Annotated in this window: 24 protein-coding genes; 20 read left to right on the top strand and 4 right to left on the bottom strand. The window is 38.4% G+C overall.

Features of this window, described 5'->3' with window-relative positions:
• The first annotated feature begins 94 nt into the window (after window positions 1–94).
• Window positions 95–634 carry a UpxY family transcription antiterminator gene (locus NQ510_RS11665; RefSeq protein ID WP_005828025.1) on the top strand — a complete coding sequence of 180 codons (540 nt, stop codon included), beginning with the start codon at window positions 95–97 and terminating at the stop codon, window positions 632–634.
• On the opposite strand, the gene NQ510_RS11660 is transcribed toward NQ510_RS11665, so the two are convergent.
• From NQ510_RS11660 to NQ510_RS11650, 3 genes are all read right to left on the bottom strand, one after another.
• The gene (locus NQ510_RS11660; protein WP_005828023.1) at window positions 624–1073 is read right to left on the bottom strand and encodes an N-acetylmuramoyl-L-alanine amidase; all 450 of its coding nucleotides are present in this window, start codon (window positions 1071–1073) and stop codon (window positions 624–626) included. The two genes, NQ510_RS11665 and NQ510_RS11660, sit on opposite strands and share 11 nt — an antisense overlap.
• Before the next feature lie 4 nt (window positions 1074–1077).
• A complete protein-coding gene (locus NQ510_RS11655; RefSeq protein ID WP_005828021.1) occupies window positions 1078–1191 on the bottom strand; it encodes a smalltalk protein in 114 nt (37 codons plus the stop codon).
• A 91-nt stretch (window positions 1192–1282) separates the two neighbouring features.
• Window positions 1283–1822, bottom strand: coding sequence for an HU family DNA-binding protein (locus NQ510_RS11650; protein WP_005828019.1), 540 nt, complete (start codon window positions 1820–1822; stop codon window positions 1283–1285).
• Window positions 1823–2106: 284 nt separating this feature from the next.
• On the opposite strand from NQ510_RS11650, the gene NQ510_RS11645 reads away from it, so the two are divergent.
• Window positions 2107–2358 (top strand): DUF4248 domain-containing protein, encoded by a 252-nt coding sequence (locus NQ510_RS11645; RefSeq protein WP_005828017.1) that lies wholly within the window; start codon window positions 2107–2109, stop codon window positions 2356–2358.
• A 5-nt stretch (window positions 2359–2363) separates the two neighbouring features.
• On the opposite strand, the gene NQ510_RS11640 is transcribed toward NQ510_RS11645, so the two are convergent.
• Window positions 2364–4460, bottom strand: a complete 2097-nt coding sequence (locus NQ510_RS11640) for a BT4734/BF3469 family protein (protein WP_034525568.1) — start codon at window positions 4458–4460, stop codon at window positions 2364–2366.
• A 140-nt stretch (window positions 4461–4600) separates the two neighbouring features.
• On the opposite strand from NQ510_RS11640, the gene NQ510_RS11635 reads away from it, so the two are divergent.
• The 18 genes from NQ510_RS11635 to NQ510_RS11555 all read left to right on the top strand — a co-directional run bounded on the left by NQ510_RS11635 (window position 4601) and on the right by NQ510_RS11555 (window position 22817).
• Window positions 4601–4756: a hypothetical protein gene (locus NQ510_RS11635; RefSeq protein WP_005828011.1), complete on the top strand. Its 156-nt coding sequence runs from the start codon at window positions 4601–4603 to the stop codon at window positions 4754–4756.
• 435 nt (window positions 4757–5191) lie between these two features.
• Window positions 5192–6529: a nucleotide sugar dehydrogenase gene (locus NQ510_RS11630; protein ID WP_005828007.1), complete on the top strand. Its 1338-nt coding sequence runs from the start codon at window positions 5192–5194 to the stop codon at window positions 6527–6529.
• A gap of 786 nt (window positions 6530–7315) precedes the next feature.
• Complete coding sequence (locus NQ510_RS18905) at window positions 7316–7819, top strand: hypothetical protein (protein ID WP_333558369.1); 504 nt, start codon at window positions 7316–7318, stop codon at window positions 7817–7819.
• Window positions 7803–9353 carry an MATE family efflux transporter gene (locus tag NQ510_RS11620; protein WP_005828003.1) on the top strand — a complete coding sequence of 517 codons (1551 nt, stop codon included), beginning with the start codon at window positions 7803–7805 and terminating at the stop codon, window positions 9351–9353. The genes NQ510_RS18905 and NQ510_RS11620 overlap by 17 nt, the downstream gene beginning before the upstream one ends.
• A 224-nt stretch (window positions 9354–9577) precedes the next feature.
• Window positions 9578–10561, top strand: coding sequence for a hypothetical protein (locus tag NQ510_RS11615; RefSeq protein WP_005828001.1), 984 nt, complete (start codon window positions 9578–9580; stop codon window positions 10559–10561).
• 30 nt (window positions 10562–10591) lie between these two features.
• A complete protein-coding gene (locus tag NQ510_RS11610; protein WP_005827999.1) occupies window positions 10592–11644 on the top strand; it encodes a glycosyltransferase family protein in 1053 nt (350 codons plus the stop codon).
• Window positions 11619–12245 carry a serine acetyltransferase gene (locus tag NQ510_RS11605; protein WP_244058281.1) on the top strand — a complete coding sequence of 209 codons (627 nt, stop codon included), beginning with the start codon at window positions 11619–11621 and terminating at the stop codon, window positions 12243–12245. The genes NQ510_RS11610 and NQ510_RS11605 overlap by 26 nt, the downstream gene beginning before the upstream one ends.
• Window positions 12242–13213: an acyltransferase family protein gene (locus tag NQ510_RS11600; RefSeq protein WP_005827994.1), complete on the top strand. Its 972-nt coding sequence runs from the start codon at window positions 12242–12244 to the stop codon at window positions 13211–13213. The genes NQ510_RS11605 and NQ510_RS11600 overlap by 4 nt, the downstream gene beginning before the upstream one ends.
• Window positions 13214–13225: 12 nt before the next feature.
• Window positions 13226–14374 carry an NAD-dependent epimerase/dehydratase family protein gene (locus NQ510_RS11595; protein WP_005827992.1) on the top strand — a complete coding sequence of 383 codons (1149 nt, stop codon included), beginning with the start codon at window positions 13226–13228 and terminating at the stop codon, window positions 14372–14374.
• Window positions 14371–15174, top strand: coding sequence for a hypothetical protein (locus NQ510_RS11590; RefSeq protein WP_005827991.1), 804 nt, complete (start codon window positions 14371–14373; stop codon window positions 15172–15174). The genes NQ510_RS11595 and NQ510_RS11590 overlap by 4 nt, the downstream gene beginning before the upstream one ends.
• A gap of 25 nt (window positions 15175–15199) precedes the next feature.
• A complete protein-coding gene (locus tag NQ510_RS11585) occupies window positions 15200–16099 on the top strand; it encodes a glycosyltransferase family 2 protein (RefSeq protein ID WP_005827989.1) in 900 nt (299 codons plus the stop codon).
• Window positions 16100–16136: 37 nt separating this feature from the next.
• On the top strand, window positions 16137–17144 hold the full coding sequence (locus NQ510_RS18900) for an acyltransferase family protein (RefSeq protein ID WP_080545838.1): 1008 nt from the start codon (window positions 16137–16139) through the stop codon (window positions 17142–17144).
• 179 nt (window positions 17145–17323) lie between these two features.
• Window positions 17324–17731: a serine O-acetyltransferase gene (locus NQ510_RS11580; protein WP_050758074.1), complete on the top strand. Its 408-nt coding sequence runs from the start codon at window positions 17324–17326 to the stop codon at window positions 17729–17731.
• A gap of 4 nt (window positions 17732–17735) precedes the next feature.
• Window positions 17736–18497, top strand: coding sequence for a glycosyltransferase family 32 protein (locus NQ510_RS11575; protein WP_005827983.1), 762 nt, complete (start codon window positions 17736–17738; stop codon window positions 18495–18497).
• Between the two features lie 39 nt (window positions 18498–18536).
• Complete coding sequence (locus tag NQ510_RS11570) at window positions 18537–19538, top strand: glycosyltransferase family 2 protein (RefSeq protein WP_005827981.1); 1002 nt, start codon at window positions 18537–18539, stop codon at window positions 19536–19538.
• A gap of 5 nt (window positions 19539–19543) precedes the next feature.
• Window positions 19544–20638, top strand: a complete 1095-nt coding sequence (locus tag NQ510_RS11565; RefSeq protein ID WP_005827979.1) for a glycosyltransferase family 4 protein — start codon at window positions 19544–19546, stop codon at window positions 20636–20638.
• Window positions 20639–20650: 12 nt separating this feature from the next.
• Entirely contained in the window at window positions 20651–21721 is a 1071-nt protein-coding gene (locus NQ510_RS11560; RefSeq protein WP_005827977.1) for a glycosyltransferase family 4 protein, read from the top strand.
• On the top strand, window positions 21699–22817 hold the full coding sequence (locus NQ510_RS11555) for a glycosyltransferase family 4 protein (protein ID WP_005827975.1): 1119 nt from the start codon (window positions 21699–21701) through the stop codon (window positions 22815–22817). Before NQ510_RS11560 ends, NQ510_RS11555 begins: the two co-directional genes overlap by 23 nt.
• Window positions 22818–22849: the final 32 nt, after the last annotated feature.

The following is a 22849-nucleotide window of genomic DNA, read 5'->3' as shown; positions in this document are numbered from 1 at the left end:
TAACCCCGCCCCTCCAATGTGACAGGCGACCGCGTAGCGCGCCCGAACCTCAACTATTTATGAACCATAGAAATACACCTTTAAAGGATTTTACATGAACCATACTGATATCACCCCTCATATTATTCCTCGTCGCCAATGGCTGGTGGCATACGTGCAGTCTTGTCTGGAAAAGAAGACTGCCGAACGGCTGAAAGCTATGGGAGTGGAATATTACTTACCCATACAAAGCGAAATACGCCAATGGAGCGACCGGCGCAAGAAAGTGGACCGCCTGGTCATCCCGATGATGATTTTCGTGCATGTCACTCCGCAGGAACGCCCCCTGCCGCTTACCTTACAAGCTATCAGTCGGTACATGGTATTGCGCGGTGAAAGCCGTCCCGCCGTCATTCCCGAGGAACAGATGGAACGTTTCCGCTTTATGCTGGATTATAGCCCGGAGGCTGTAGAGATTTGCAGTACACCTCTGGCAGCAGGTGATGCCGTGAAAGTAATAAAAGGCCCCCTTGCCGGATTGGAGGGAGAACTGGTCATGATAGGAGGAAAAAGCAAAGTGGCAGTCCGGCTGGATATGCTGGGCTGCGCACATGTGGACATGCCGATAGGATACGTGGAGAGAATTAATTTTTAATTGTCTCGTATTCGCTTTTGGCGTCAAAACAAGGACAAGCCTTATGGATAGAGGAACTGAGTTGCCGATGCCCTGAAATACGGGCATTGGGATAGTCGGTCTTCAGCTGCCGAAGCAAGTCAAGCAAAGAGCATTTCTGCGCATAGGTACGTGTATCGGCAGGGACACCATTCTCGTCGAGCCCACCCTCATAGCAGATGCCGATACTCTTGTCGTTCCAGCCGGTGGCATGGGCTCCAATCTGATGAACCGGGCGACAAATATGCACCTCGCCGTCACGGGTGATGTAGAAATGATAACCGATATCGGCAAAGCCCCGTGCCAGATGACTGCGGCGAAGCGCCTCCACCGAGAAGTGACGGTCACAGCGCGTAGCGCTGCAATGAACTACCAGGAGGGTTACCTCCCGATAGTTCTGATAGAAACTGCCTGCTTTCATCCGGCTAACGGTTGATGCAGGAAGTCAAGCCAAACACTCCGGCCAATGTAGTGGCCACGGTAATAATCACTTTAAGGACAATGCCCCATACAGATTTTGATTTTGTTTTCTCACTCATAACAATTTGCAATTAAGGAATTAAACACTATGGTTAGCTGCATTTTTTAGACAGAAGAACATATTTATTTTCTCTCTTTTGTCTTTTCGTTTCATCCTAACGGATTTTCCCCCTGGTCTCCGTCCGAACCGCCTCCCGGGTTGCTGCCTCCACCGGCATCTTCACCCCCGCCAGTGGCTCCGGTCAGGTCCACGGTAGTCTTTCCGGCCTTCAGGGCTTTCACCACGGCACGGGCTGCACTTCGGGTTGCCACCAGATTGAATTCCGCCTCCTCCAGCAGCTCTCCAAAACGCTGGCCGCAGGTCCAGTTCACATTCAGCCTACGGATATGGATGGCAGGATTGAACTCCTTGGCAGAAGCCGCGCCGATACTGTTGATGCTGATGTAGAAACTCCCCAGGTCGCCCAACTGGATTTTTTGTCCGGCCAGCAACTGCTCCCGCATGCAATCCACGGACATGGTGAGGATGGCAACGATATCCGAACGCTTGTACACGCAGCCATGACTGGCTATATGCTCGGCAAAGCGGTTGATGTCCATCACTTCCGAATACTGCGCACTTGCGTACGCTTTTTTGGCAACCGTCTTATCGGTAGGATTGCCACGCATCACGATACTGTAGTTAATCATAAATTAAAAATTATAAGTTAAAAATTAAAAGATAGGGAGACGATACTAATCCCAGGGGCTTACGATTACTAATCTTCGCGCGTCACGATTACTAATCTTCACCCCTCATCGTCTGACAGAACAAAGATACGACGTACCTCCGGGCAGAATAAGAGATGCGGTGAAGTGATATGAAGGGATGTGGGAAAATGTGAGATTAGGTAAGATTATACCGGGTTCCGGCAATGGGTATACAGAAAAAATTCCGTACATTTACAGTGTAATAACCAGTTAAAGCATTGTTTATGAAGTACGTTGAAGACTACGAAAATATCCCCGGCAAAGAGTGGCCCGTCCGCCCCTATTACAAACGTGAACTGGCAGAGGCATACGCCCCCACCATTTCACCGGCATCCGCACTCAACCGCTTGTCCAAATGGATGAAGCTGAATTTGGAACTGGACGAAGCCCTGCGGCATACCGGCTACAAAGGCTCCCAGAAAATATTCACCTCCCTACAGGTGGAACTTATATTCAGGTATTTAGGAAAACCATGAAAGAATCAATCCCCCACATAGCGCGCCATGGCGCATTGGTTGCGGTAGATTTCATCCCCTTTCAGCTCGACCACCCGATAACCACGGCGGCCACCGGAACGGACAGCCTCATAGCCCTCCTGCTTCATCACCAGACCGAGGCGCGTGGGACTCAAGGGTTGCCGGATACCTATGTTGATATGTCCCAGTATCTGGGCATTGGTCAAGAACATACACTCCTCGCCCGGTATGGGGCGGCGATAGTACACCTGAACGAGCTCACGCTCCAGGCAGGGCACCTCAAAATAACGGTTATGAAGATTCACGGCATCAATCTCCTCCTGCTCAAACCAGTAGTGGAAGCCGCTCTTCCAGAGGGCATAGCCTTGCGCATACACTCTGGCATAATCTATGGGATAATCGAAAGGACTGTCTATGGAATCCACCTCGAAGGGAAGCCAACGGCGGTTGCCACTGAGGTCGTTGAGGAAGGTGACGTTGTTGCTCGTGCCACAGAAACTGGCAATATGCGGACGGCTCTCCTTGAAGTGTCCGTAGGCGGCACGCTCGTTCACGTCTGTCATGCCGGTGATGGCCTTCAACTGGCTGACCTGGGCAGAGGTCATCTCCTCCAGCTCTTCAAGGCATACCAGTGCAAACTCGGTCAGCGTAAAAAGGTCGTCCTTGCTGACGCGCCGGCTGTTGCTTTTCACGTAAAAATAACGCTGAAGTTCGACAGGAAGCAGACGCTGCATCCAGGTAGTCTTGTAGATGCCCTGCTTACCGATGAAGACCAGAATCTCATGATTCACCACCTTGGTATCGAGCAGCGAAGCAATGGTGGCCACCAGCCACTTCTTGAAGTAGATGCCGAAAAGCTTCTGGTCGTCCTTCACATGTACGCCGGCAGCCAGACGGGCAATAGGGTCAGTAGTACCGTCCCAAGTAGGCAGCCCCTCCAGATAGGCTACAAAGGGATTGAAAAGCGGCGTGTACTCCGAATCGAGCACGGAACGTATGTCAGCAATGCGGGCAAGCATCCCTGCCTTGTTCATGCGGCTCCACAACGTGTTGACGTAGCGGTCGGTCAGCTCCGCATACTCCTCTCCGCAGTCGGCCATCAGGACTTCGAACTTGCCGCTCACCGTATTTTTGCGGAACTTCGCCTGTTCGGAAAGGAACTGCTCGATATCTGCCACCGTGGCAAACTTTTCATCGTCCTCTCCCCTGCGGACAAGGGAACGGGTGCCATGCTCCCCGGTATTCGCGTAGCAGGAGCCGATGACAGCTGCCACATCCCCGTCATAGTCAGGAAAGTGCTCCGCTGCCCAAGCAGCGGCTGTCTTCCGAGCCACTCCGTACTGGTTGAGCAGATAACCCATGCGCATCACATATTCGTTATGATGATGTTCACAATAACTCACTCCCTCCTCTTCCAGCAGGCGTTCGGCAGCTTTCACCACCTTCTCCAAACGTTTGTTGCGCTTTGTCGGCACAGCTTCGGAAGCGCCATCCTGCGGTTGGGGAGCAATCGGACTATCTTGCAAAACAAAAGAAGCGGCACTGGGATTGTAATATACATGAGGGTCGGAAGCCAGTCCACTGATACGGGTAGCATTCTTGCACTGCCCGTCGCTTTCGAAGCCCACCAGGCAGGAATAGTAGTCGTTGACTTGATTGAAATACTTGGCGTATTGCCGGAAGGCTTTTCCCTTTTCCGCTCCGTTCAGGTCATCGATGCGGCAGATGATACGGATGCCATGACCACTGATGGTGGTGTAGGCCATCAATGTATACTTGTCGGCACAAATCAATGTCAGTGTGGCAGCCATCCGCTCGGGAGCGATGTGGTCCAGGTCGACCAAGGTATAGCCGGTCCAGGCACAGATATGTTCGCGGGTCTTCCCACCTTCAAAGCAGACGGCAACAGCGAAGCAGGGACAGCCGGACTTCTCGCGGTCGGCATCCCTACGCAGGTCTTGCTGCAAGTAGTAGCGATGTTTCTCGGTGCGGTCTCGCAGGGCAGCGTCGCATTTAATGATGTTGACTATTTCTTCAAGAGAAGTTTCTACTGATTCTGTGTCCGAATAGCCTCTGAAAAGGCTGATATTGCGGTGTTCCATAATTTACTGATTTTTGTTTATGTTTAAAATTACGACGCGAAGGAACGCATAAGTACCCAGATACACAAGTCCGGTCGTTTCCACTACATGGAAATGATTTCGCTTGTTTTTATTATTGTTTAACAATTAAAAGAGTCAACATGACAAAGAAAGAGCCGGTGACACCGGCATTCGGAGCCTTTCTGAGCAAATGCCAGAAAGAACAGCTCGTTAACGGCAGACATCTGACCAACGAGACCATCGCCCAAGCAACGATGATGAGTACCAGAACCTACAACCTTTTAAAAAAGGGCTGAGTAACAACATCAACCAGATACATGCCGTAACGCATTTCTGGCGGTCGTTCCCTAAAACCGAACAAGAAAAGGAGAGCTTTGAGAAAGAGGTAGCAGATTGCCTGGAGAGTGATTTGAGGAACTACAGAATCCATACCGGAGTCCTGAAGCCTTAACTTCACTTGCAACCTTGACACTTGTGGCACCCTTTTTCCAATACTCCCTATTAGGCTAATATTTATCACACACAAACGATACAGGTCTGTGCATATTGATAATTTGTCTCGCGCGCGTAACGGGTATTTATGTTTAAGGGGTGACACAGGTGTCATTTCGGCTTACCACTGATTACATAAATTGACAGAAATTGAAAAGAAAAATTACCTACAAGAATCTGTGAATTTTATGGTATAGATATTAGAGAAAGTAAGCAGCTATTCCATATAAAATATAATCATGATTATGAAACAATATAATATTGCCGTTGCAGGTACCGGCTATGTAGGTCTGAGTATTGCAACTTTGCTTGCACAGCACAACCATGTCACTGCTGTCGATATAATCCCTAATAAAGTAGAACTTATCAACAACAAGAAATCACCCATTCAGGATGAATATATAGAGAAGTATTTGGCAGAAAAGGAGCTTGACCTAACTGCTACTCTGGACGGCAAGGCAGCCTACAAAGATGCGGACTACGTCGTTATTGCCGCTCCTACCAACTACGACCCGGTGAAGAACTTCTTCGACACCCATCATATCGAAGATGTGATAGACCTCGTCATCAGCGTAAATCCGGATGCGGTAATGATCATCAAATCAACCATCCCCGTAGGCTACACCCGCTCACTCTATATAAAATATGCACAACAATTCCTTCACAATCCGGAACTGGAAGGCAAAAAATTCAACCTGCTCTTTTCTCCGGAATTTTTGCGTGAGAGTAAAGCACTTTACGATAACCTTTATCCTTCTCGCATCATAGTAGGTTATCCTAAAATTATTGAAGGAACAGAATTTACAGAAGAAAATACAGCTATAAATGCCATCAGCAATCCCAATGCGGAAGAATATGCCAAAATTTTCGCAACATTGCTCCAACAAGGTGCTGTTAAAGAGAACATAGATACCCTATTTATGGGTATGAAAGAAGCCGAAGCCGTAAAACTTTTCGCCAATACCTACCTTGCCCTGCGTGTCAGCTATTTCAACGAACTCGACACGTATGCCGAAATGAAAGGGCTTGATACCGCAGCCATCATCAACGGAGTATGTCTCGACCCACGTATCGGCACACACTACAACAACCCCTCTTTCGGTTACGGCGGCTATTGTTTACCTAAAGATACAAAGCAACTCCTTGCCAATTACGACCGCGTCCCCCAAAACATGATGACCGCCATTGTGGAAAGCAATCGCACACGCAAGGATTTCATTGCTGACCGTGTATTGCAGAAAGCCGGTTACTATAGTTATGCAGAAGGTAATTATGATGTTGCAAAAGAAAAGCAAGTTGTAATTGGCGTATATCGCTTGACGATGAAGTCCAATTCGGATAATTTCCGACAATCATCCATTCAAGGTGTAATGAAACGGATAAAGGCAAAAGGGGCAGAGATTATCATCTACGAACCGACACTGGAAGATGGAAGCACGTTCTTCGGCAGCAGAGTAATGAATAATCTGGATGAATTCAAACTACAGAGTGATGCGATTATCGCCAATAGGTATGACATCTGCCTGGAAGAGGTGAAAGAGAAAGTTTATACGAGGGATATTTTTAGAAGAGATTAAGAAACTATTTTTTGAAAAAGTGATAAACACTCCTTATAAAATCCGATGAATTATATTCATAAATATACAACCTGTATCATTCAATACCTCTATATATACATAATGATATCCTCCGCAGGAATGGCCTTACCCGCCTATATAGGGAATGATAATTTCATCATATTGACACTATTAATGGGAATATACTATGTATTGAAGAAAAAGACATTATTTCATCTTCAAAAGCAATATTTACTTTTCATCGGATGCTTGTTTTTTTCAATGCTTCTAGTCATAATAGGCTCTACATTAAGTTTAGGTACAGCACTCAGTGTGACTTCTATACCATTAATCATATACGCCACCTACAAAATAGATCCGGCCAACTACCTACAAAGATTTATCAAACTCATTTTTTATATTGCTTTAATCAGTATCATCCTCTTTACTATCACGCGTATATATGGCTTCAATTCATTTTCAAGCATATTTCCACATCTGTACACTTCATTTTTTAGAGGAGGAGAAGTGTACAGTTACGGAGGATTTTTATACCGTTTTGTGACTTTACACAGTGACAGAAATTGTGGTCCGTTCAGCGAACCTGGGCAATATCAATGTGTGCTTTCCTCTGCTTTATACTTCATCATGTTCCATCCTCGCCTTTTTGAAGCTAAAGAGCGAATACGATATATAATCGTGTTCTTCCTTGCCTTGATTACAACTCTTTCTACAAGCGGTTATATCGGAATAGTAATATTGGTTTTCTGTTACCTATTGCATTCCTTAAAAACAATAGACAAACGAATGAAATACGCTATTATAATTACGATTATCGGCACTATGCTTTTTATGTCAATGACAAAACTCGGTAATGAATTCATGAACACAGTTGTATTCCACAAAATTTACGCAAATGGTCAATTGGATTTCTCTCTTAATTCCGGTGGTGCACGTACAATAAGTATAAGTAGCGTATTGACTACCGTATACAACCACCCTATCACCTTGATTGGAGTTGGTTATGACGAATTACATAATATGGGAGTGGAAGGATGTGCTGGTTTTCTCTTCCTACTTCTCGCCGTAGGAATAATGTCATTTTCCATATTATTTGGCTTTTGTTTCCATCAAGTATTTAAGTATAATAAGAGTATCTGGGACATTATGGTACGAATTTTATTAGTCTTAAATATGGGATTAAGCCAGCCCCACATTATGAATGTTGCTCTCTTTACCATGATGTTATATCCTTACTTCATAGCTAACAGCTTAAAAAAAACAAATACATCCTATGTCAGAAGTTGCTAACAGAGTATTGAAGAATAGCAGATATCTATATTTTAGCATGGGACTATCCATGTTTGTTTCCCTCTATTCCACCCGTCTAATTCTCAATGCACTCGGAAGCTCCGATTTTGGCATATTCTGCATTATCGGAGGAGCAATCGGTATGTTAGGGTTCTTAAATGCAGCCATGTCAACCACCACCCAACGCTTTATTAATTATGCAGAAGGAGAAGGAAAACCCGAAAAACAAAAAAGTATTTTCACTGTAAGTATAAGTATCCATTTTCTATTATCATTATTGATGGTTATCATTTTCGAGATAGCCTATTTTTTCTTCTTTGATGGTATATTAAATATTCCTTCTGATCGAATTCCTTCAGCCAAATGGATTTATCAGTTAATGCTTTTATCGACAGTATTAACCATCCAGACCGTACCTTATAATGCTATTATCAATGCTCATGAAAACATGCGGTATCTAAGTATTATAGGCGTTTTTCAAACACTTATGAAGTTAGTTATAGCATTAATAGTAGTCCATGTATATACAGATAAATTAATTCTATATGGTATCCTCACAACCTTTGTCTCATTAATATTCATGATTATTCTTCAAATTTATTGCCATCGGAATTACTCAGAATGTACATACAGCATCCACAAATATCACAATAAAGAACTAATGAAAGAAATGACTTCATTTGCTGGTTGGGGATTTATAAACTCCTCTTCTTCGATGTTTGCACAATACGGGATGGGAATTGTATTAAATTCGTTCTTCGGTACAATATTAAGTGCAGCTCAAGGGGTAGCCAACCAAATATCCGGTCAGCTAATGGTGTTTTCACGTACTATGCTAATGGCAATCAACCCTATTATTGGGAAAAAGGCCGGCAGTAATGACATAACTAATATGATGCGTATTTCATTATTCAGTTCAAAAATGTCTTTTCTCATCATCGCCTTTTTTGCCTTTCCTTTTATTATTGAAACCCCTTATATACTCCAACTATGGCTAAAAAATGTTCCGGAATGGAGTGTATGTTTCTTTAGATTTGAAATAACAAGAAATATGTTAGACCAATTAACTATCACATTAACAAGTGCCATCAATGCAGAAGGACGGATAAAATATTATTCGATACTTCGTGGATGTTCATATTTCCTGCCATTACCTATTAGTCTATTTCTTTTTCATTTAGGATTTTCACCTTATTGGTTTTATATCATATGGATATTTACATGGAATGGAATAGGCAGTCTCATCATTCTATATTATGCACATAAAAATTGCGGAATGCAATATGCTGATTTTTTCAAAATTATAATATATCCTATACTACTAATAACAATCTCTACATTATCAATCAGTGGGATAATTACAGTATATATGGATGAATCATTTTTGCGTTTAGTTATCATTTTATGTACTACTACGATAATATTTATTATTTCATGTTGTTGGGGATTTGTGTTTTCGCCTAAAGAAAGAAAAATCATATTATCGGCATCTATGTCATTATTGAAAGAAATAAAAGTGAAGCTACATCTTTGAATTAAAAATAATTGTAGCACCAAAACTAAAAGGTCATCACAGGTAATCATCATTATACCAACATACCATTTATTGAATAGTGCTCACCAGACTCAGGAAATCCAACAAGAGTTATTAAGATCGTACTCGCCTGTGAAAATATATTGACTTTATAACAAAAACATTTATCATCAAATACTTTTAAAAGCATCAAGAAGTATATATAAATAAAATATCATAAAACAATGAACTATTTAACAGATAAAATTCTACGCGGAACACATCGACTTTACGTTAACCATTATGGCTCATACCTAAAACCGATTGACAGCATAATGGATCCTGAGAAGGCGTCCAACATTATATATCAACAACTAAAATCAGATTCACCTTCAATGGTTGCTCGATATGGAAGTACAGAAATATTATGCGTAAATAACTATTTAGGGATAAAAAAATATAAGCATAACATTATAGATTATATCACAGATAAAATACCCCAATTTTGGTGGAATCAGATTGGCATATACAACATGCAACATCTTTCTGGTTTTTTTCCACTTACAGAACTAAATTTAGAAAGATTTGGAGAATTAATGATCGAAGATTCAAAACATGTTGACATATTAGGTTCATGGCGTATAGAAGAACGTAGACTTATTGATATAAACAAAGTAAAGACTATACAATTACTACTTTTAGAACCATACCATGCAAAACATCCATGGTCAAGAGTTCTTAAGGGGAAAAAGGTATTAGTCATACACCCTTTTGCTGAAACAATACAACATCAATATGAACAAAAAAGAACATTATTATTCAAAAATCCAGATGTACTACCTGAATTTCAACTAGAAACAATTAAGGCTGTTCAAAGTCTTGGCGGGCAAAGTCCTTTCAATACCTGGTTCGATGCATTAGAATATATGAAAGATGAAATTGATAAACGAGATTATGACATTGCACTCATTGGATGTGGAGCATACGGATTCCCCTTAGCTGCTCATGTAAAACGGACAGGAAAAAAAGCAGTACACTTAGGTGGAGCTTTACAATTACTATTTGGAATCAAAGGAAAACGTTGGATCAACCCTTATTATGGTAAGGTATTCCTTCCATTCTTAAAGGAAAACTATTACAACAATTTAATGAATGAATTTTGGGTTTATCCATCAGAATCAGAGCGACCTTCGAATGCGGCTAATGTAGAAGGGGCATGCTATTGGTAAATTAAATTACAATATACTTTATTTTATAATATGTCATCAAAGATTAAAGTATTATATATTACAAAATATAATCAAAAAGAAATCTTAGAAAAACCTGATAATTTTACATATTACATTAAAAGCATAATGAATAGCAATTTAATAGATGTGTACTTGCTAAATCCATTATCTTTACAAAAAGGCAATAGCATTCAGGTTCTAATCGCCTTAGTAAAAACAATAAAAGATATCAATCCTGATATTCTGTATCTAGGCGCCCTGCAAGGTCTCGGCAAGTTGGTAGTTTTAAAACGAATCGGAATCCTAAAATGTAAAATAGTTGCATGGAAATATACTTACTGTAAAGAATATTCCAACCCTATTAAAAATTGGTTTATCAAGTTCTTTTATTGGAAAGGAATAGACAGAATTTACATGATGTTTGATAACCATACACGGCATGCACTGAGTCATAATATTGTAAAAGATTGCCAAATAACAACACTGAGCAGAGGAACAGAAGTCGAATGGTATCAAAAATATCTTATTCCCCAAAAAGACAATTTTCTGGTAATGGCTACAGGAAAGGATAGCAGAGACTACCAAACACTCAGTGAAGCCTGCGAGCAAACTCAGACAAACTGCCATATCATTACCCGCCGCCACGAAAGCAATATAAAAGCAGCGGAAAAGTTCAAAAACAGTCAATACATAAAATTCACATTTATGGAAGACCTGCATATAAACAATGAATATGAGTACATTATGCAACAACAAGGTCAAGCATCCATATTGGCTATTCCTTGTGAGAGAAGAAAATATGGAGTAGGCTACACCAATATAATAGAAGCATTGCCCTACTACATTCCAATCCTAATGACACATAACCCCGATATACACATAGATTTAGAAAAAGAATGCATCGGCTATTTAATAGAACCTTACGATGTCGAAGCATGGAAAGAAAAAATCATTTACCTAAAGCAACATCCGGAAGTCATAGAAACAATGAGCAAACATGCTAAAAAGTTGACAGAAGGAGAATATAATGCACGAACCACCGCTTCCTATATAATGAATGACTTTATCCGAATCACCCAATAATGCAAGTATGAGCTTCAAAACATGCCGCCAATTAATACACGAAGATTTCCGTAAGGTGCTGACACAACAGCCACATGGAAAAATATCCGAATACTTATATATCCTAAGATATTTAATTACCAACAATTCATTCAAATTTTGTTTTTGGTTCAGATTGGGCAGCTGGTCAAAAGGAAAGAAAAGAGTACTACCTATCTATATCCTTTCATGGATGATGCATCGGCATTACATGTTTAAATTTGGAATTCAGATGCCATTAGGTACCCCCGTAAAAGGAGGATTAAGCTTTAATCATTTTTCATGTATCATTATTAATGGAGCAACCCAAATAGGACATAATTGTACCATATTTCATGGCGTAACAACAGCTCTAAAAATGGGAGGAAGCAATGCTGGCGTACCCTCTATTGGAAATAATTGTGTGTTGGGACCAGGAAGTAAAATTCTAGGTTCTGTAACTCTTGGAGATAATGTTTTTGTGGGAGCCAATGCTGTAGTTACTCATGATATGCCATCAAACAGCATAGTAGCCGGAATCCCTGCAAAGGTGATTAGTATGAATGGACTGCAAAGTACAGAATTAGTAAGACAGCATAAATGAAAAAAAGAATAGAATGGATTGATTTATGCAAAATCATAACAATGATAATTGTATGCTATGATCATACAATTCAAAGCATTGCTCCCGATGAAGCCTTGAAAAACAGTTTCTTCATAGGCACTATATCTTTTCATATGCCCCTATTTATGATATTAAGCGGCTATTTTATCAACCCTAAAAGAATGAGAACTGATAAAATTACAACATCTTGTTTTTCGAAATTTAAGCATCTAATGGTACCCGCTTTTTCTTGGTATATAATCCAATGTTGCCTATTTAGAGAAATACCTGAAGTAAAAGCATCATTAGAATCATATTGGTTTTTAAGCTGCCTATTTTTCTGCTTCTGCATATTAGCCATTATTACAAAAATCACTACCAATAACCTTATTGTATTTACGGTGGCATGTATAATAACCTATTTCACACCATACTGTTACTTTGTAAAGATTAATTTTTTAATGCCTTTCTTAGCTATAGGATATTGGTTGAATAAACATAATAAATATCTAACTTGGCAATTAGTATTACCTATATTAATGATTTACATAATCCTATATCAACATTGGACTTTTGAGGATTCTGTTTATATTACTCCTATTCGCTTTCACAAATTCAGTTCTATAATACCGATATCACACATAGCCATATTTCGATTTGCAATTGCTGTAACTGGAAGTTTATCAATAATATATGGTTGCATATTAATCACAAAGTATTTTAAAAACAACATCCTTATAAAAAAACTTATTCATTATGGGAAATATACACTTTGCATATATACCATACATTTCATTTTTATAAAACTCATAAAAGATTTTTTCAATAAACATTTGTGGAACAATGACTATCCTCTTATATTATTTTCAATATTAATATCAACACTAATAGTTATACTATCTCTATCAATTGCATCCTTACTTAGGTATAACCATTATACTAAAAAAATTCTACTAGGAGACTTTTAAAATACAACAAATATGAAACTTACATTTAAGAATGTCTTGATTACAGGCGGAGCTGGTTTCATCGGCTCTAACATTGCATCAAAGTTAGTTGACAAAGGAGTTAACGTGACTGTATTAGACTCTTTGTCTGAGCAAATACACGGACAAAAACCGGAAGAGACATCCCCTCTTTATCTATCTATAAAAGATAAAGTCAAGTTCATCAAAGGAAGTGTCACATCACGGGAAGATTGGCTAAAAGCCATTGATGGTCAAGAAGCCATTATTCACTTGGCAGCAGAGACCGGTACAGGGCAGTCTATGTATGAAATAGAAAAATATGTAAATACTAATATCGGTGGAACAGCGTTAATGCTTGATATTTTGACCAATGCCAAGCACAACGTAAAGCGCGTTATTGTAGCTGAAAGCCGTGCCATCTATGGAGAAGGCAAATACTATAGCCCACTATTGGAAAAAGATGTTTATCCGAAAGAACGTTTAGACGAGAATATGTGCAAAGGAGAATTTGAATGTACTTATCCTAATGCCGGAAAACTGCAATTAGTGGCTACCACTGAAGACTCGAAGATACATCCCTCTTCCGTATACGGCATAACCAAACAAGTACAAGGCCAATTGGTACATTTGGTATGCCCTTCCATTGGCATTGATGCTGTTTCATACAGGTACCAAAATGTATACGGTCCGGGGCAATCACTCTCCAATCCATATACAGGAATTCTTTCCATATTCTCAACCAGAATAAAAAATGGAAATGAAATCAATATTTTTGAAGACGGAAAAGAGACAAGAGATTTTGTATTCATCGAAGATGTAGTAGATGCAACTATTTTAGGCCTTGAAACCAAAGAGGCTGCCGGTCACGCTTTCAATATCGGTACAGGAGTTAGCACTGATGTTCTTACAGTAGCAAATACATTGTGTGAAAAATATAATATTAAGGTTCCCATCTCAATATCAGGAAATTATCGTTTAGGAGATATCAGACATAATTATGCCAATATAACATTAGCACGTACTATATTAGGCTATGAACCCAAATGGAGCTTTTCCGATGGTATAGGCGAATTCTGTAAATGGGTAAATACACAGGAGATACAAGCAGATATGTATGATGCCTCTATCCTAGAAATGAAAGAAAAAGGACTATATAAATGAAAATTCTTATAAACTACGCAGACAAGCAATATGAGCCTGCCCGTAAATGGAATACATTAACTGGTAGGTATATTGCTAGATTTGATAAAGTATATGAATATACTCCTAATGACATAGATCAATCATTTGCCAAACTACATCACGACATCCTATCACAAAAAAGAGGAAACGGCTTGTGGCTTTGGAAACCTTATTTTGTAAATAAGGCTCTGTCTGATTGTTCTGATGGAGACATCATATTCTACTGTGATTCAGGATCTTTCTTTATAGGGAGGGGGATAATCGCAAATCTTTCAGAAAAACAGCCTCTATTCGTTTGCGATATACCATTACTCGAATCTTGTTTTACGAAACCAGTATGCTTTGAAAAGATGGGGCTTACGGAAGAAAAGTATAAAGCAAGTAATCAAATCATCGCAACTTATTTCTGCTTTCTTGTAACTCCTGCCACACGTAAATTTATGAAAGAATGGCTGTCACTATGTTGTGATTTTGAACTATTATCACCAGCAGGATTAGGAAAATTCGATGTTCCTACAACCGATTTTGGAGAAGCATTCGTTGCTCATCGTGAAGATCAAAGCATTTTTTCATTACTATGCAAAAAACATGGAATATCCCCCCATCGAGACATCAGCCAACGTGGAAAGCACCCCGAAACCTATAAATCACCATTCTATGCCTATAAAATTCCAATACACCCAAATGATAAGTATAAACCTATAATTTTCCTACACAAATCACCTCGATTGAACTTACAATGGTTTATACGATATATTTATCATAAAATTAAGCCATAATATATTCCCCTTTATCAATTGCAATATGAACCATATAGCCATACTTTTGACTGTATTTAACCGTAAGGAGAAAACCATAAAGTGCCTGCGCAACATAACAGCACAATCACTTCCAGCTGACACTAAGTTTGACATTTATATAGTGGACGGAGGTTCTACTGACGGAACTGTAGAAAGCGTAAAAACACAGTTTCCCCATGTTAACATCAAAACCGTAGATGGAGTATTCTGGAATCGCGGTATGATAGAAGCATGGAAAATGGCCGAGGAAAAAAAACGAAATGGATGCAACTATGATTATTACCTTTGGCTAAACGATGACACCTTCATATACAAAGACTGTATCGCATCTTTGCTCCGTGTAAGCCTATTGAAAAAAAACAGAACCATCGTACTTGGGTCTACAGTGGATACTCAGACACGTAGCAAACTAACGTATGGAGGCAGAGATAAAACTGGAAAAGTGGCACGCCCATCTTCTGATGACAGCCCTGTGCCAGTAATTATGATGAATGGAAATATAGTATTGGTTCCTCACAGCGTGTACAAGAAATTGGGGACACTTGACCCCTACTATACACATGCGCGCGGTGATTTTGATTACGGGCTGCGCGCCCGTAAAGCTGGAATAGAATTATGGCAGGTAGGACATCCACTTGGCGAATGTGATGCGCATGAACACATTGATGCCTGGTGCGACCCAGAAATACCGCTAAAGAAGCGTTGGAAACTTATGTACCGCCCCAATGGAATGCCTCCAATGGAAATATTTCATTTAGAGAACAGACATTATGGATTCTGTATTGCACTGAAGCATTATTTCACAATTCATCTCCGTTGTATTTGGCCAAATCTTTGGATAAAAGCAGGTAAAGCAAACATAAATAAGCTACACTTTAATGTAATAAACAGACAAAGATTATGATAAATAGTAAAAATAAGATACACCAGGGGGGGGGAGAATAGAATATATTGATTTAGCTAAAGGTTTTTGTATTATCCTTGTTGTATTGTTCCACTGTGACATATATTTCTATCACATTGGATATGAATTCAACACAATGGTTGGTAACACTTTCCGCATGCCATTATACTACTTCTTATCAGGACTATTCTTCAAACCATATAATGGATTTTTTAATTTTGCTATCAGAAAAGCGAACAAATTATTGATACCCTTTTTCTTTTTCTATTTTTGTACAGGAGTGATTGTACCATTCATTCTACAAGAATTAAATGTAGATATGGGAATCAAGTCTGTCATAGGATGGCATAGTTTCATTGATTTTTATAATGAGAAATTCACAAATATCCCTTTATGGTTCTTGTTAAGTTTGTTTGAAACCAATATCATTTTTTATTTTTGTTTGATTTTTATAGAAAAATATACAAAGTGCTTCAAAATAGCCACACTTATATGTATCTTATTTATAATTGGTATAATAGGATTCTTTATGGGAAGGAATAATGTCAATATCCAGATATTTATTGACACTAGTATGACAGTGCTCCCGTTCTTTGCCATTGGGTACATTTTCAGGAAATATACCCACATACTCGAACCTAATAAATGGGATAAGTATTGGATATTATTTGTACTTATGTCTGGTGGTATTACTTACCTACTTTCCGGAGGAAACCTTATGTATATAGAAAATAAGTTCGATGTACATCCTATAGCTTTTTATGTTTCCGGAATAACAGGAACTTTGTGTGTACTGTTTATATCAAAAGCTATAGTAAAAATACCATTTATAAGCTATATAGGAAGATATTCAATTATGTTATTGGTTACCCATCTTCTGCTATTAGCCGTCGTATCGCTTATCATCAACAAGATTATCAGTAACCACGACAGAGCTTATTGGTGTACAGTATGCATTACTTTAGCTTCATATTCAATCATTATACCTCTAATGAAAAGATTTCTGCCTTTTGTAACTGCACAAAAGGATTTATTCAAAGTATAAAACAAAAACTATTACAAATTATGATCTGGAAAGAATGCAAAAGTCTTATTGTATCCGACCTGGAAAGGTTAACAAATATTAATAAATGGGGGGGGGTAAAATCGCTTCTATTTAATGCGTCATTTCGAATCACCTTTTGGTTTAGAATTGGTTCCTATCTAATAACTAAACACCACTTTATGGCTAAATTCTGTTTAAGGTGCGTCCAGCTTATTCATAAGCACAATCAATATCTCACAGGTATTCAAATTGGATTTGGTACAAAAATAGGTAAAGCACTAATGTTTCCACATTATTCATGCATTGTCATCAACGGTTCAGCTATAATTGGGGACAACTGTACCATCTACCATGGTGTAACAGTAGGTAGTGTACGCGGTCCTAAAGGTGGTGCACCTCATATTGGAAATAATGTCGTGATAGCCTCTGGAGCTAAAGTAATTGGGAATATTACTATTGGGAATAATGTGATGATTGGTAGCGGAGCTATTGTGGTAACAGATATTCCTGATAACTCGGTAGTAGTAGGCAATCCGGGAAAAGTGATTTCAAAGAGAGGATTAGAACACACAAAATATTATAGTTAAAATTATGATTCCTAAAATAATCCACTACTGTTGGTTTGGAGGAAAGGAGATGCCTCCATTGGTACAAAAATGTATTAAATCATGGAAAGAGCATCTTCCCGATTATGAGTTTAAACTTTGGAATGAAGAAAATTTTGACATAAATAGTAGCGAATGGTGCAAAGGAGCTTATGAAAACAAGAAATATGCTTTTGTTGCAGACTATGTACGCCTAATAGCACTTTATAAAAATGGTGGAATTTACTTGGATACAGATGAAAAAATGGAAAAGAGTCTAAATCCATTTGTTGAAAAAGATATCGCTTTTATGGGATTTGAAGATGGAAAAGTATTATCAATGGGAGTAATGGGATTTCCTCCTAAGCATCACATAATAGCTGAACTTTTAGAGTACTATAACCAACCATTTTCTATGGATATTATCACACAAAACACCTCCAATGTAGTAATAGTCACCAATTATTTAGCAGAGAAATATAGATTAAAAACAGATAATAGCGAACAATTGATAGGAGATGTACATATATATCCACGTACATACTTTAATGCAATGGACTTTTTTGGAAACTGGGATAAAACTTCCAATACCACTACTGTACATTTATATATGGGATCGTGGCTTCCTGATGAAGCCAAACAAAAGCTTGACCGCCGAAAAAAATGGTATTGGAAATTAAGTAAATGGATATGGGTACATATAGGATTGCAAAAACTAAAAAAGTGCATCACAACGAATCTAAATAGAAAAGCCTTACACAACTATTGACATTTATTCTACGTTCTACCAACATATATTATAAAGGCCATGTTACTCCATAGCATCATCATTCCCGTATATAATACCTCTCAATATTTAAAAGAATGTATTGAGAGCATCTTATGCCAAAATGATATTCTTTTTGAATTACTGCTAATAGACGACGGCTCAACGGATGATTCTGGAAAAATTTGCAATGAATATTCACAAAAAGACACAAGAGTAAAATGCTTTCATATTCTAAACGGAGGTGTAAGCAAGGCTAGAAACTACGGACTTAGCAAAGCTAAAGGACAATATGTCTCATTTATCGATAGCGATGATTTTGTAGCCAGCAACTATTTAAAAATCATCAAAGACATAATAGATAGCCATCCGGATTTCGCTATATATAATTATATTCGTTGGATAAATAATGCCAAACAAGAAAAAGGCAGATTTAGATTGTCAAACAGAATGTACCATAGCATCCATAGCTTATATCAAGAGGCTGTAAATTTAGAAATAGTATCATTATCAGTATGCTGTGCAGTTTTTAATAGAAATATTATAGAAACACATCACATCCGTTTTAATGAAAGTATGAAAACGTGTGAGGATTTTATGTTTTCGCTTGCTTATTATCAATACATACACAATTTTATGGCTATAAATACACCTGTATATTATTATAGACAAAACTTAAACAGCGCTACAGGAAAACGGGCTCTACAGCATGGATTGGACTACCAAATAGTATTTACGAATATAAGTAATGTTTTTAATTTACAAAACTTTCCCAAAGAAACAACGAATATTTTTCAACGCAGATGGACACGCTGGATTATTGATTTAATTTCTAATTATAAAAGCCAAAACTTAAAAAGTAAAGACATTGAAGCTGCTGTCTATTCCCAACCTTACTATACAGCTATGATGCATTTTATTCCTCAAGGCATACTGCACAGAATAGAATTGTGGCTTCTTAAAAAGAAATACTCAAGAGGCATAGCTCTGTATTGCAACATTATGATGCATTTTAAACATCTACTAAAGCGTTATAAACTTTGAAACAAATGAACATTGGATATATTCATTTAGACTATGGGGAATGGACTACCAGAAGTTATAACATCCAAGAAATCGGATTGGCAAAAGCCTTGGAACAAATGGGACACCAAACAACGATTGTGTACTGGATGTCTCCCAAAGACAGGCGCTGCGGAACGGAAGTAAACACGACCTCCAATATTAAGAAAGTGTATTTGCCCTATAAAAGAAAGTTTGTACATCACGTATGGCCTGATTTTTCATTACTACTAACACTTGGCATCGATGTGTATCACTTGCAAAGCGACAACTTGCTTTGTGTACCGGAAGCCGTGAGTTTCTGCCTGAAACATAATCTGAAATATTATTGCTACGTAGGTACAGTGCATAGCTCTTCGCCTAAAGCTATTTCACGCTGGATAATGGACAAGTTAAGCAGCAGAAATTTTTCCGCATTCAAAAAGACAAAAGTCTTTTGTAAAACTCCAACTGTGGTAAATGAATTAAAACAAAAAGGGGTGACAAGTGCAGAATGGGCTCCTGTAGGCTTAGACACAGACATTATTCCATTGGCGACAAGCTCTAAAGAGCGACAAAGGGCAGAACTGAAATTACCTAAAGATAAAAGTATCGTATTCTTGGTGTGTGCATTAAGACCGGACAAGCATCCGATGGATATTTTTCCCTTAGCAGAAAGATTAGGAGACAAATACTTATTAGTGCATGCAGGAGCTCTTTGGATGCAAACAGAGGAATATATGGCCAAATTAAAGTCAAGTGAGAAATATAGCAATATATTATTCATAGGGAAACTTCCAAATGAAAAAATCCATGCATATTATGAAGTTGCTGATTATGTGATAAATTTCAACCCCAATGAAATTTTCGGAATGGCAATTCTTGAAGCAATGTACCATAATGTAACAATAGTAGCGCGACATGCACCCGGCCCAGACTGTATCATAGAAAACGGGAGAAGTGGGTTCCTATGCAACTCAGTGGAAGAAATAGCCCAAACAATACTCTCCGGTAAAAAAGTTCAAAATGCACGAAAACGAATCATAGAATATTTTACATGGGAATCAACCGCTAAAAAGTTTTTGGATTATATACAACACTAAAACTACTAATATATGCGTATATTCCACATTATCACTCATTTTGATATAGGAGGGGCAGAAAGAGTAGCTGTCAACATTGCCAAGTCACAAACTACAGGGATGGAATATCATCTTGTGGAAGTAGTACGTGGAAACGGAGAATTCAGCCAGGCTTTCATTAAAGAACTGCATGATTGCGGTATTTGTTTCCACCGTTCGCATATTACAAACAATAAAATCGCTATTTTATTGTTTCCTCTATGGTTTGTATATCTGTCACTAAAATGGAAACCACAAGTAATCCATACACATACAGAAATTCCAGACCTCAGCATATACTTATGGAACAAAATATTCGGTTGGATGTTTCCATCCATAAAATATGTACGAACAATCCACAACACAGAGCTATGGAATCAATGGGCCCAAATAGGCAAAAAAGTTGAATATTTTTATTCTAAAAAGCATGCCAATATAGCCATCAGCGAGTCAACACAACAATGTTATCAGCATATTTATGGAGAGACACCACAAATCATATTCAATGGATTGCAATCTGTAGAACAGAAAAAATTCAACCACATCATAGCGGACAAAATAAATATCTTATTTGCCGGCAGATTGGAATATCAAAAAGGAGTAGATCAGCTGATAGAAGTCGTAAAAGCATTAAAAGACAATCCTAAGTTTTACTTTCACGTTGTGGGAAATGGCTCAATGAAAGAGAAAGTACACAAGGCTTTAGAGCCACTATCTAATGCATCTCTTTATGACAAGATTTTCGGACTGAACCAATACATAGGAGATTTTGATTATTTATTTATGCCCTCAAATCACGAAGGCCTTGCCTTAATGCCTATCGAGGCAAGTTTGGCACACACGCCGACCATTATCAATAGCTGCCCCGGTTTAAAAGACACATTGCCTGAAACATGGCCTTTAAAAGTAAATGACAACAAAGTGGATGATTTTATCAGACTAATTTTATCCTTAGAAGACACAACGTATTATGAGGAATACGCAAGCATAGCATACGGGTATGCGAAAACAAATTTTTCTATAGAAAAAATGCAATTTGAATATGAACAAATCTACAAAATATAGCAAAGTCCTATTTATCCTCCACATGCCCCCACCAGTACATGGTGCATCCATGGTAGGAAAATATATACATGACAGTAAAATTATAAATAATGCCTTTGAATGTCATTATCTAAATCTTGCATTAGCAAAAGATCTGGATGATATTGGTAAAGGAGGAATAAGAAAACTGAAAGAGTTCTATAAGCAACTAAAACAAATTAGGAAACAAACAAAATTAATAGTGCCACAACTTTGTTATGTAACTCCTAACGCAAAAGGTGGTGCTTTCTACAAAGATTTTTTTGTAGTTATGCTTTTAAAAATGATGAGACAAAACATCGTTGTACATTATCACAACAAAGGCATAGCTACCAGACAAAATAGATATTTTGATAATCTATTATATAGCACTTTTTTCAAAAATCTGAAAGTTATTCTATTGATAGAAAATTTATATCAAGACATAAAGAAATACGTAAATTACAAAGACGTTTATATCTGCCCCAATGGAATACCTACCCATGAAAATCTACCTACAGCTCCTCAAAAAGAATTTAACATTCTATTTTTGTCAAATATGATAAAAGAAAAAGGCGTATGGGATTTAGTAGAAGCGTGTGCGATATTACAAAAAAAAGGAAAGCCTATAAAATGCCATTTTGTAGGAAAATGGAGTAATATTACAGAAGATAGGTTTAAAGACGTAATAAACAAACAGAACCTTAAAGAATGTGTATTTGCCCATGGAGCAAAATATGATAATGAAAAAGACGCATTTCTGCAAAAAGCCGATATATTTGTTTTTCCTACCTATTACGATAATGAATGTTTCCCATTGGTGCTATTAGAAGCCATGGAACAAAGCCTCCCCTGCATCAGCACAAACGAGGGAGGAATACCCGGTATCATAGAGGAAGGCAAAACCGGCTTTATCGTGGAAAAACATAGTCCGCAACAGCTGGCAGAAAAGATAGAATATTTAATAGACCATCCCATGATATGTGCTGAAATGGGTAAAGCCGGTAAAGAAAAATTTCAAAGGGAATTCACTTTGGAAAAGTTTGAGAACCGGATGAAAGATATTTTAAAAGAATGTATAGCTTCATACAAGAAGTAAATAGAAAAAATTAATTTTATAACTAGGGTATT

This window comes from Bacteroides uniformis, assembly GCF_025147485.1.
Lineage (GTDB): Bacteria > Bacteroidota > Bacteroidia > Bacteroidales > Bacteroidaceae > Bacteroides > Bacteroides uniformis.
Note: the sequence above shows the minus strand (reverse complement) of the source record. Positions and strands in the feature narration are given on the sequence as shown.

What these genes read in the sequence shown, in the direction of transcription:
- NQ510_RS11640 (WP_034525568.1), bottom strand. Translation starts at nt 4,460, where the DNA reads ATGGAACACCGCAATATCAGCCTTTTCAGAGGCTATTCGGACACAGAA.
- NQ510_RS11660 (WP_005828023.1), bottom strand. Translation starts at nt 1,073, where the DNA reads ATGAAAGCAGGCAGTTTCTATCAGAACTATCGGGAGGTAACCCTCCTG.
- NQ510_RS11620 (WP_005828003.1), top strand. Translation starts at nt 7,803, where the DNA reads ATGTCAGAAGTTGCTAACAGAGTATTGAAGAATAGCAGATATCTATAT.
- NQ510_RS11580 (WP_050758074.1), top strand. Translation starts at nt 17,324, where the DNA reads ATGGCTAAATTCTGTTTAAGGTGCGTCCAGCTTATTCATAAGCACAAT.
- NQ510_RS11555 (WP_005827975.1), top strand. Translation starts at nt 21,699, where the DNA reads ATGAACAAATCTACAAAATATAGCAAAGTCCTATTTATCCTCCACATG.
- NQ510_RS11610 (WP_005827999.1), top strand. Translation starts at nt 10,592, where the DNA reads ATGTCATCAAAGATTAAAGTATTATATATTACAAAATATAATCAAAAA.
- NQ510_RS11630 (WP_005828007.1), top strand. Translation starts at nt 5,192, where the DNA reads ATGATTATGAAACAATATAATATTGCCGTTGCAGGTACCGGCTATGTA.
- NQ510_RS11615 (WP_005828001.1), top strand. Translation starts at nt 9,578, where the DNA reads ATGAACTATTTAACAGATAAAATTCTACGCGGAACACATCGACTTTAC.
- NQ510_RS18905 (WP_333558369.1), top strand. Translation starts at nt 7,316, where the DNA reads ATGAAATACGCTATTATAATTACGATTATCGGCACTATGCTTTTTATG.
- NQ510_RS11590 (WP_005827991.1), top strand. Translation starts at nt 14,371, where the DNA reads ATGAAAATTCTTATAAACTACGCAGACAAGCAATATGAGCCTGCCCGT.
- NQ510_RS11575 (WP_005827983.1), top strand. Translation starts at nt 17,736, where the DNA reads ATGATTCCTAAAATAATCCACTACTGTTGGTTTGGAGGAAAGGAGATG.
- NQ510_RS11665 (WP_005828025.1), top strand. Translation starts at nt 95, where the DNA reads ATGAACCATACTGATATCACCCCTCATATTATTCCTCGTCGCCAATGG.
- NQ510_RS11635 (WP_005828011.1), top strand. Translation starts at nt 4,601, where the DNA reads ATGACAAAGAAAGAGCCGGTGACACCGGCATTCGGAGCCTTTCTGAGC.
- NQ510_RS11650 (WP_005828019.1), bottom strand. Translation starts at nt 1,822, where the DNA reads ATGATTAACTACAGTATCGTGATGCGTGGCAATCCTACCGATAAGACG.
- NQ510_RS11595 (WP_005827992.1), top strand. Translation starts at nt 13,226, where the DNA reads ATGAAACTTACATTTAAGAATGTCTTGATTACAGGCGGAGCTGGTTTC.
- NQ510_RS11645 (WP_005828017.1), top strand. Translation starts at nt 2,107, where the DNA reads ATGAAGTACGTTGAAGACTACGAAAATATCCCCGGCAAAGAGTGGCCC.
- NQ510_RS11605 (WP_244058281.1), top strand. Translation starts at nt 11,619, where the DNA reads ATGACTTTATCCGAATCACCCAATAATGCAAGTATGAGCTTCAAAACA.
- NQ510_RS11565 (WP_005827979.1), top strand. Translation starts at nt 19,544, where the DNA reads ATGAACATTGGATATATTCATTTAGACTATGGGGAATGGACTACCAGA.
- NQ510_RS11600 (WP_005827994.1), top strand. Translation starts at nt 12,242, where the DNA reads ATGAAAAAAAGAATAGAATGGATTGATTTATGCAAAATCATAACAATG.
- NQ510_RS11570 (WP_005827981.1), top strand. Translation starts at nt 18,537, where the DNA reads ATGTTACTCCATAGCATCATCATTCCCGTATATAATACCTCTCAATAT.
- NQ510_RS11655 (WP_005828021.1), bottom strand. Translation starts at nt 1,191, where the DNA reads ATGAGTGAGAAAACAAAATCAAAATCTGTATGGGGCATTGTCCTTAAA.
- NQ510_RS11560 (WP_005827977.1), top strand. Translation starts at nt 20,651, where the DNA reads ATGCGTATATTCCACATTATCACTCATTTTGATATAGGAGGGGCAGAA.
- NQ510_RS11585 (WP_005827989.1), top strand. Translation starts at nt 15,200, where the DNA reads ATGAACCATATAGCCATACTTTTGACTGTATTTAACCGTAAGGAGAAA.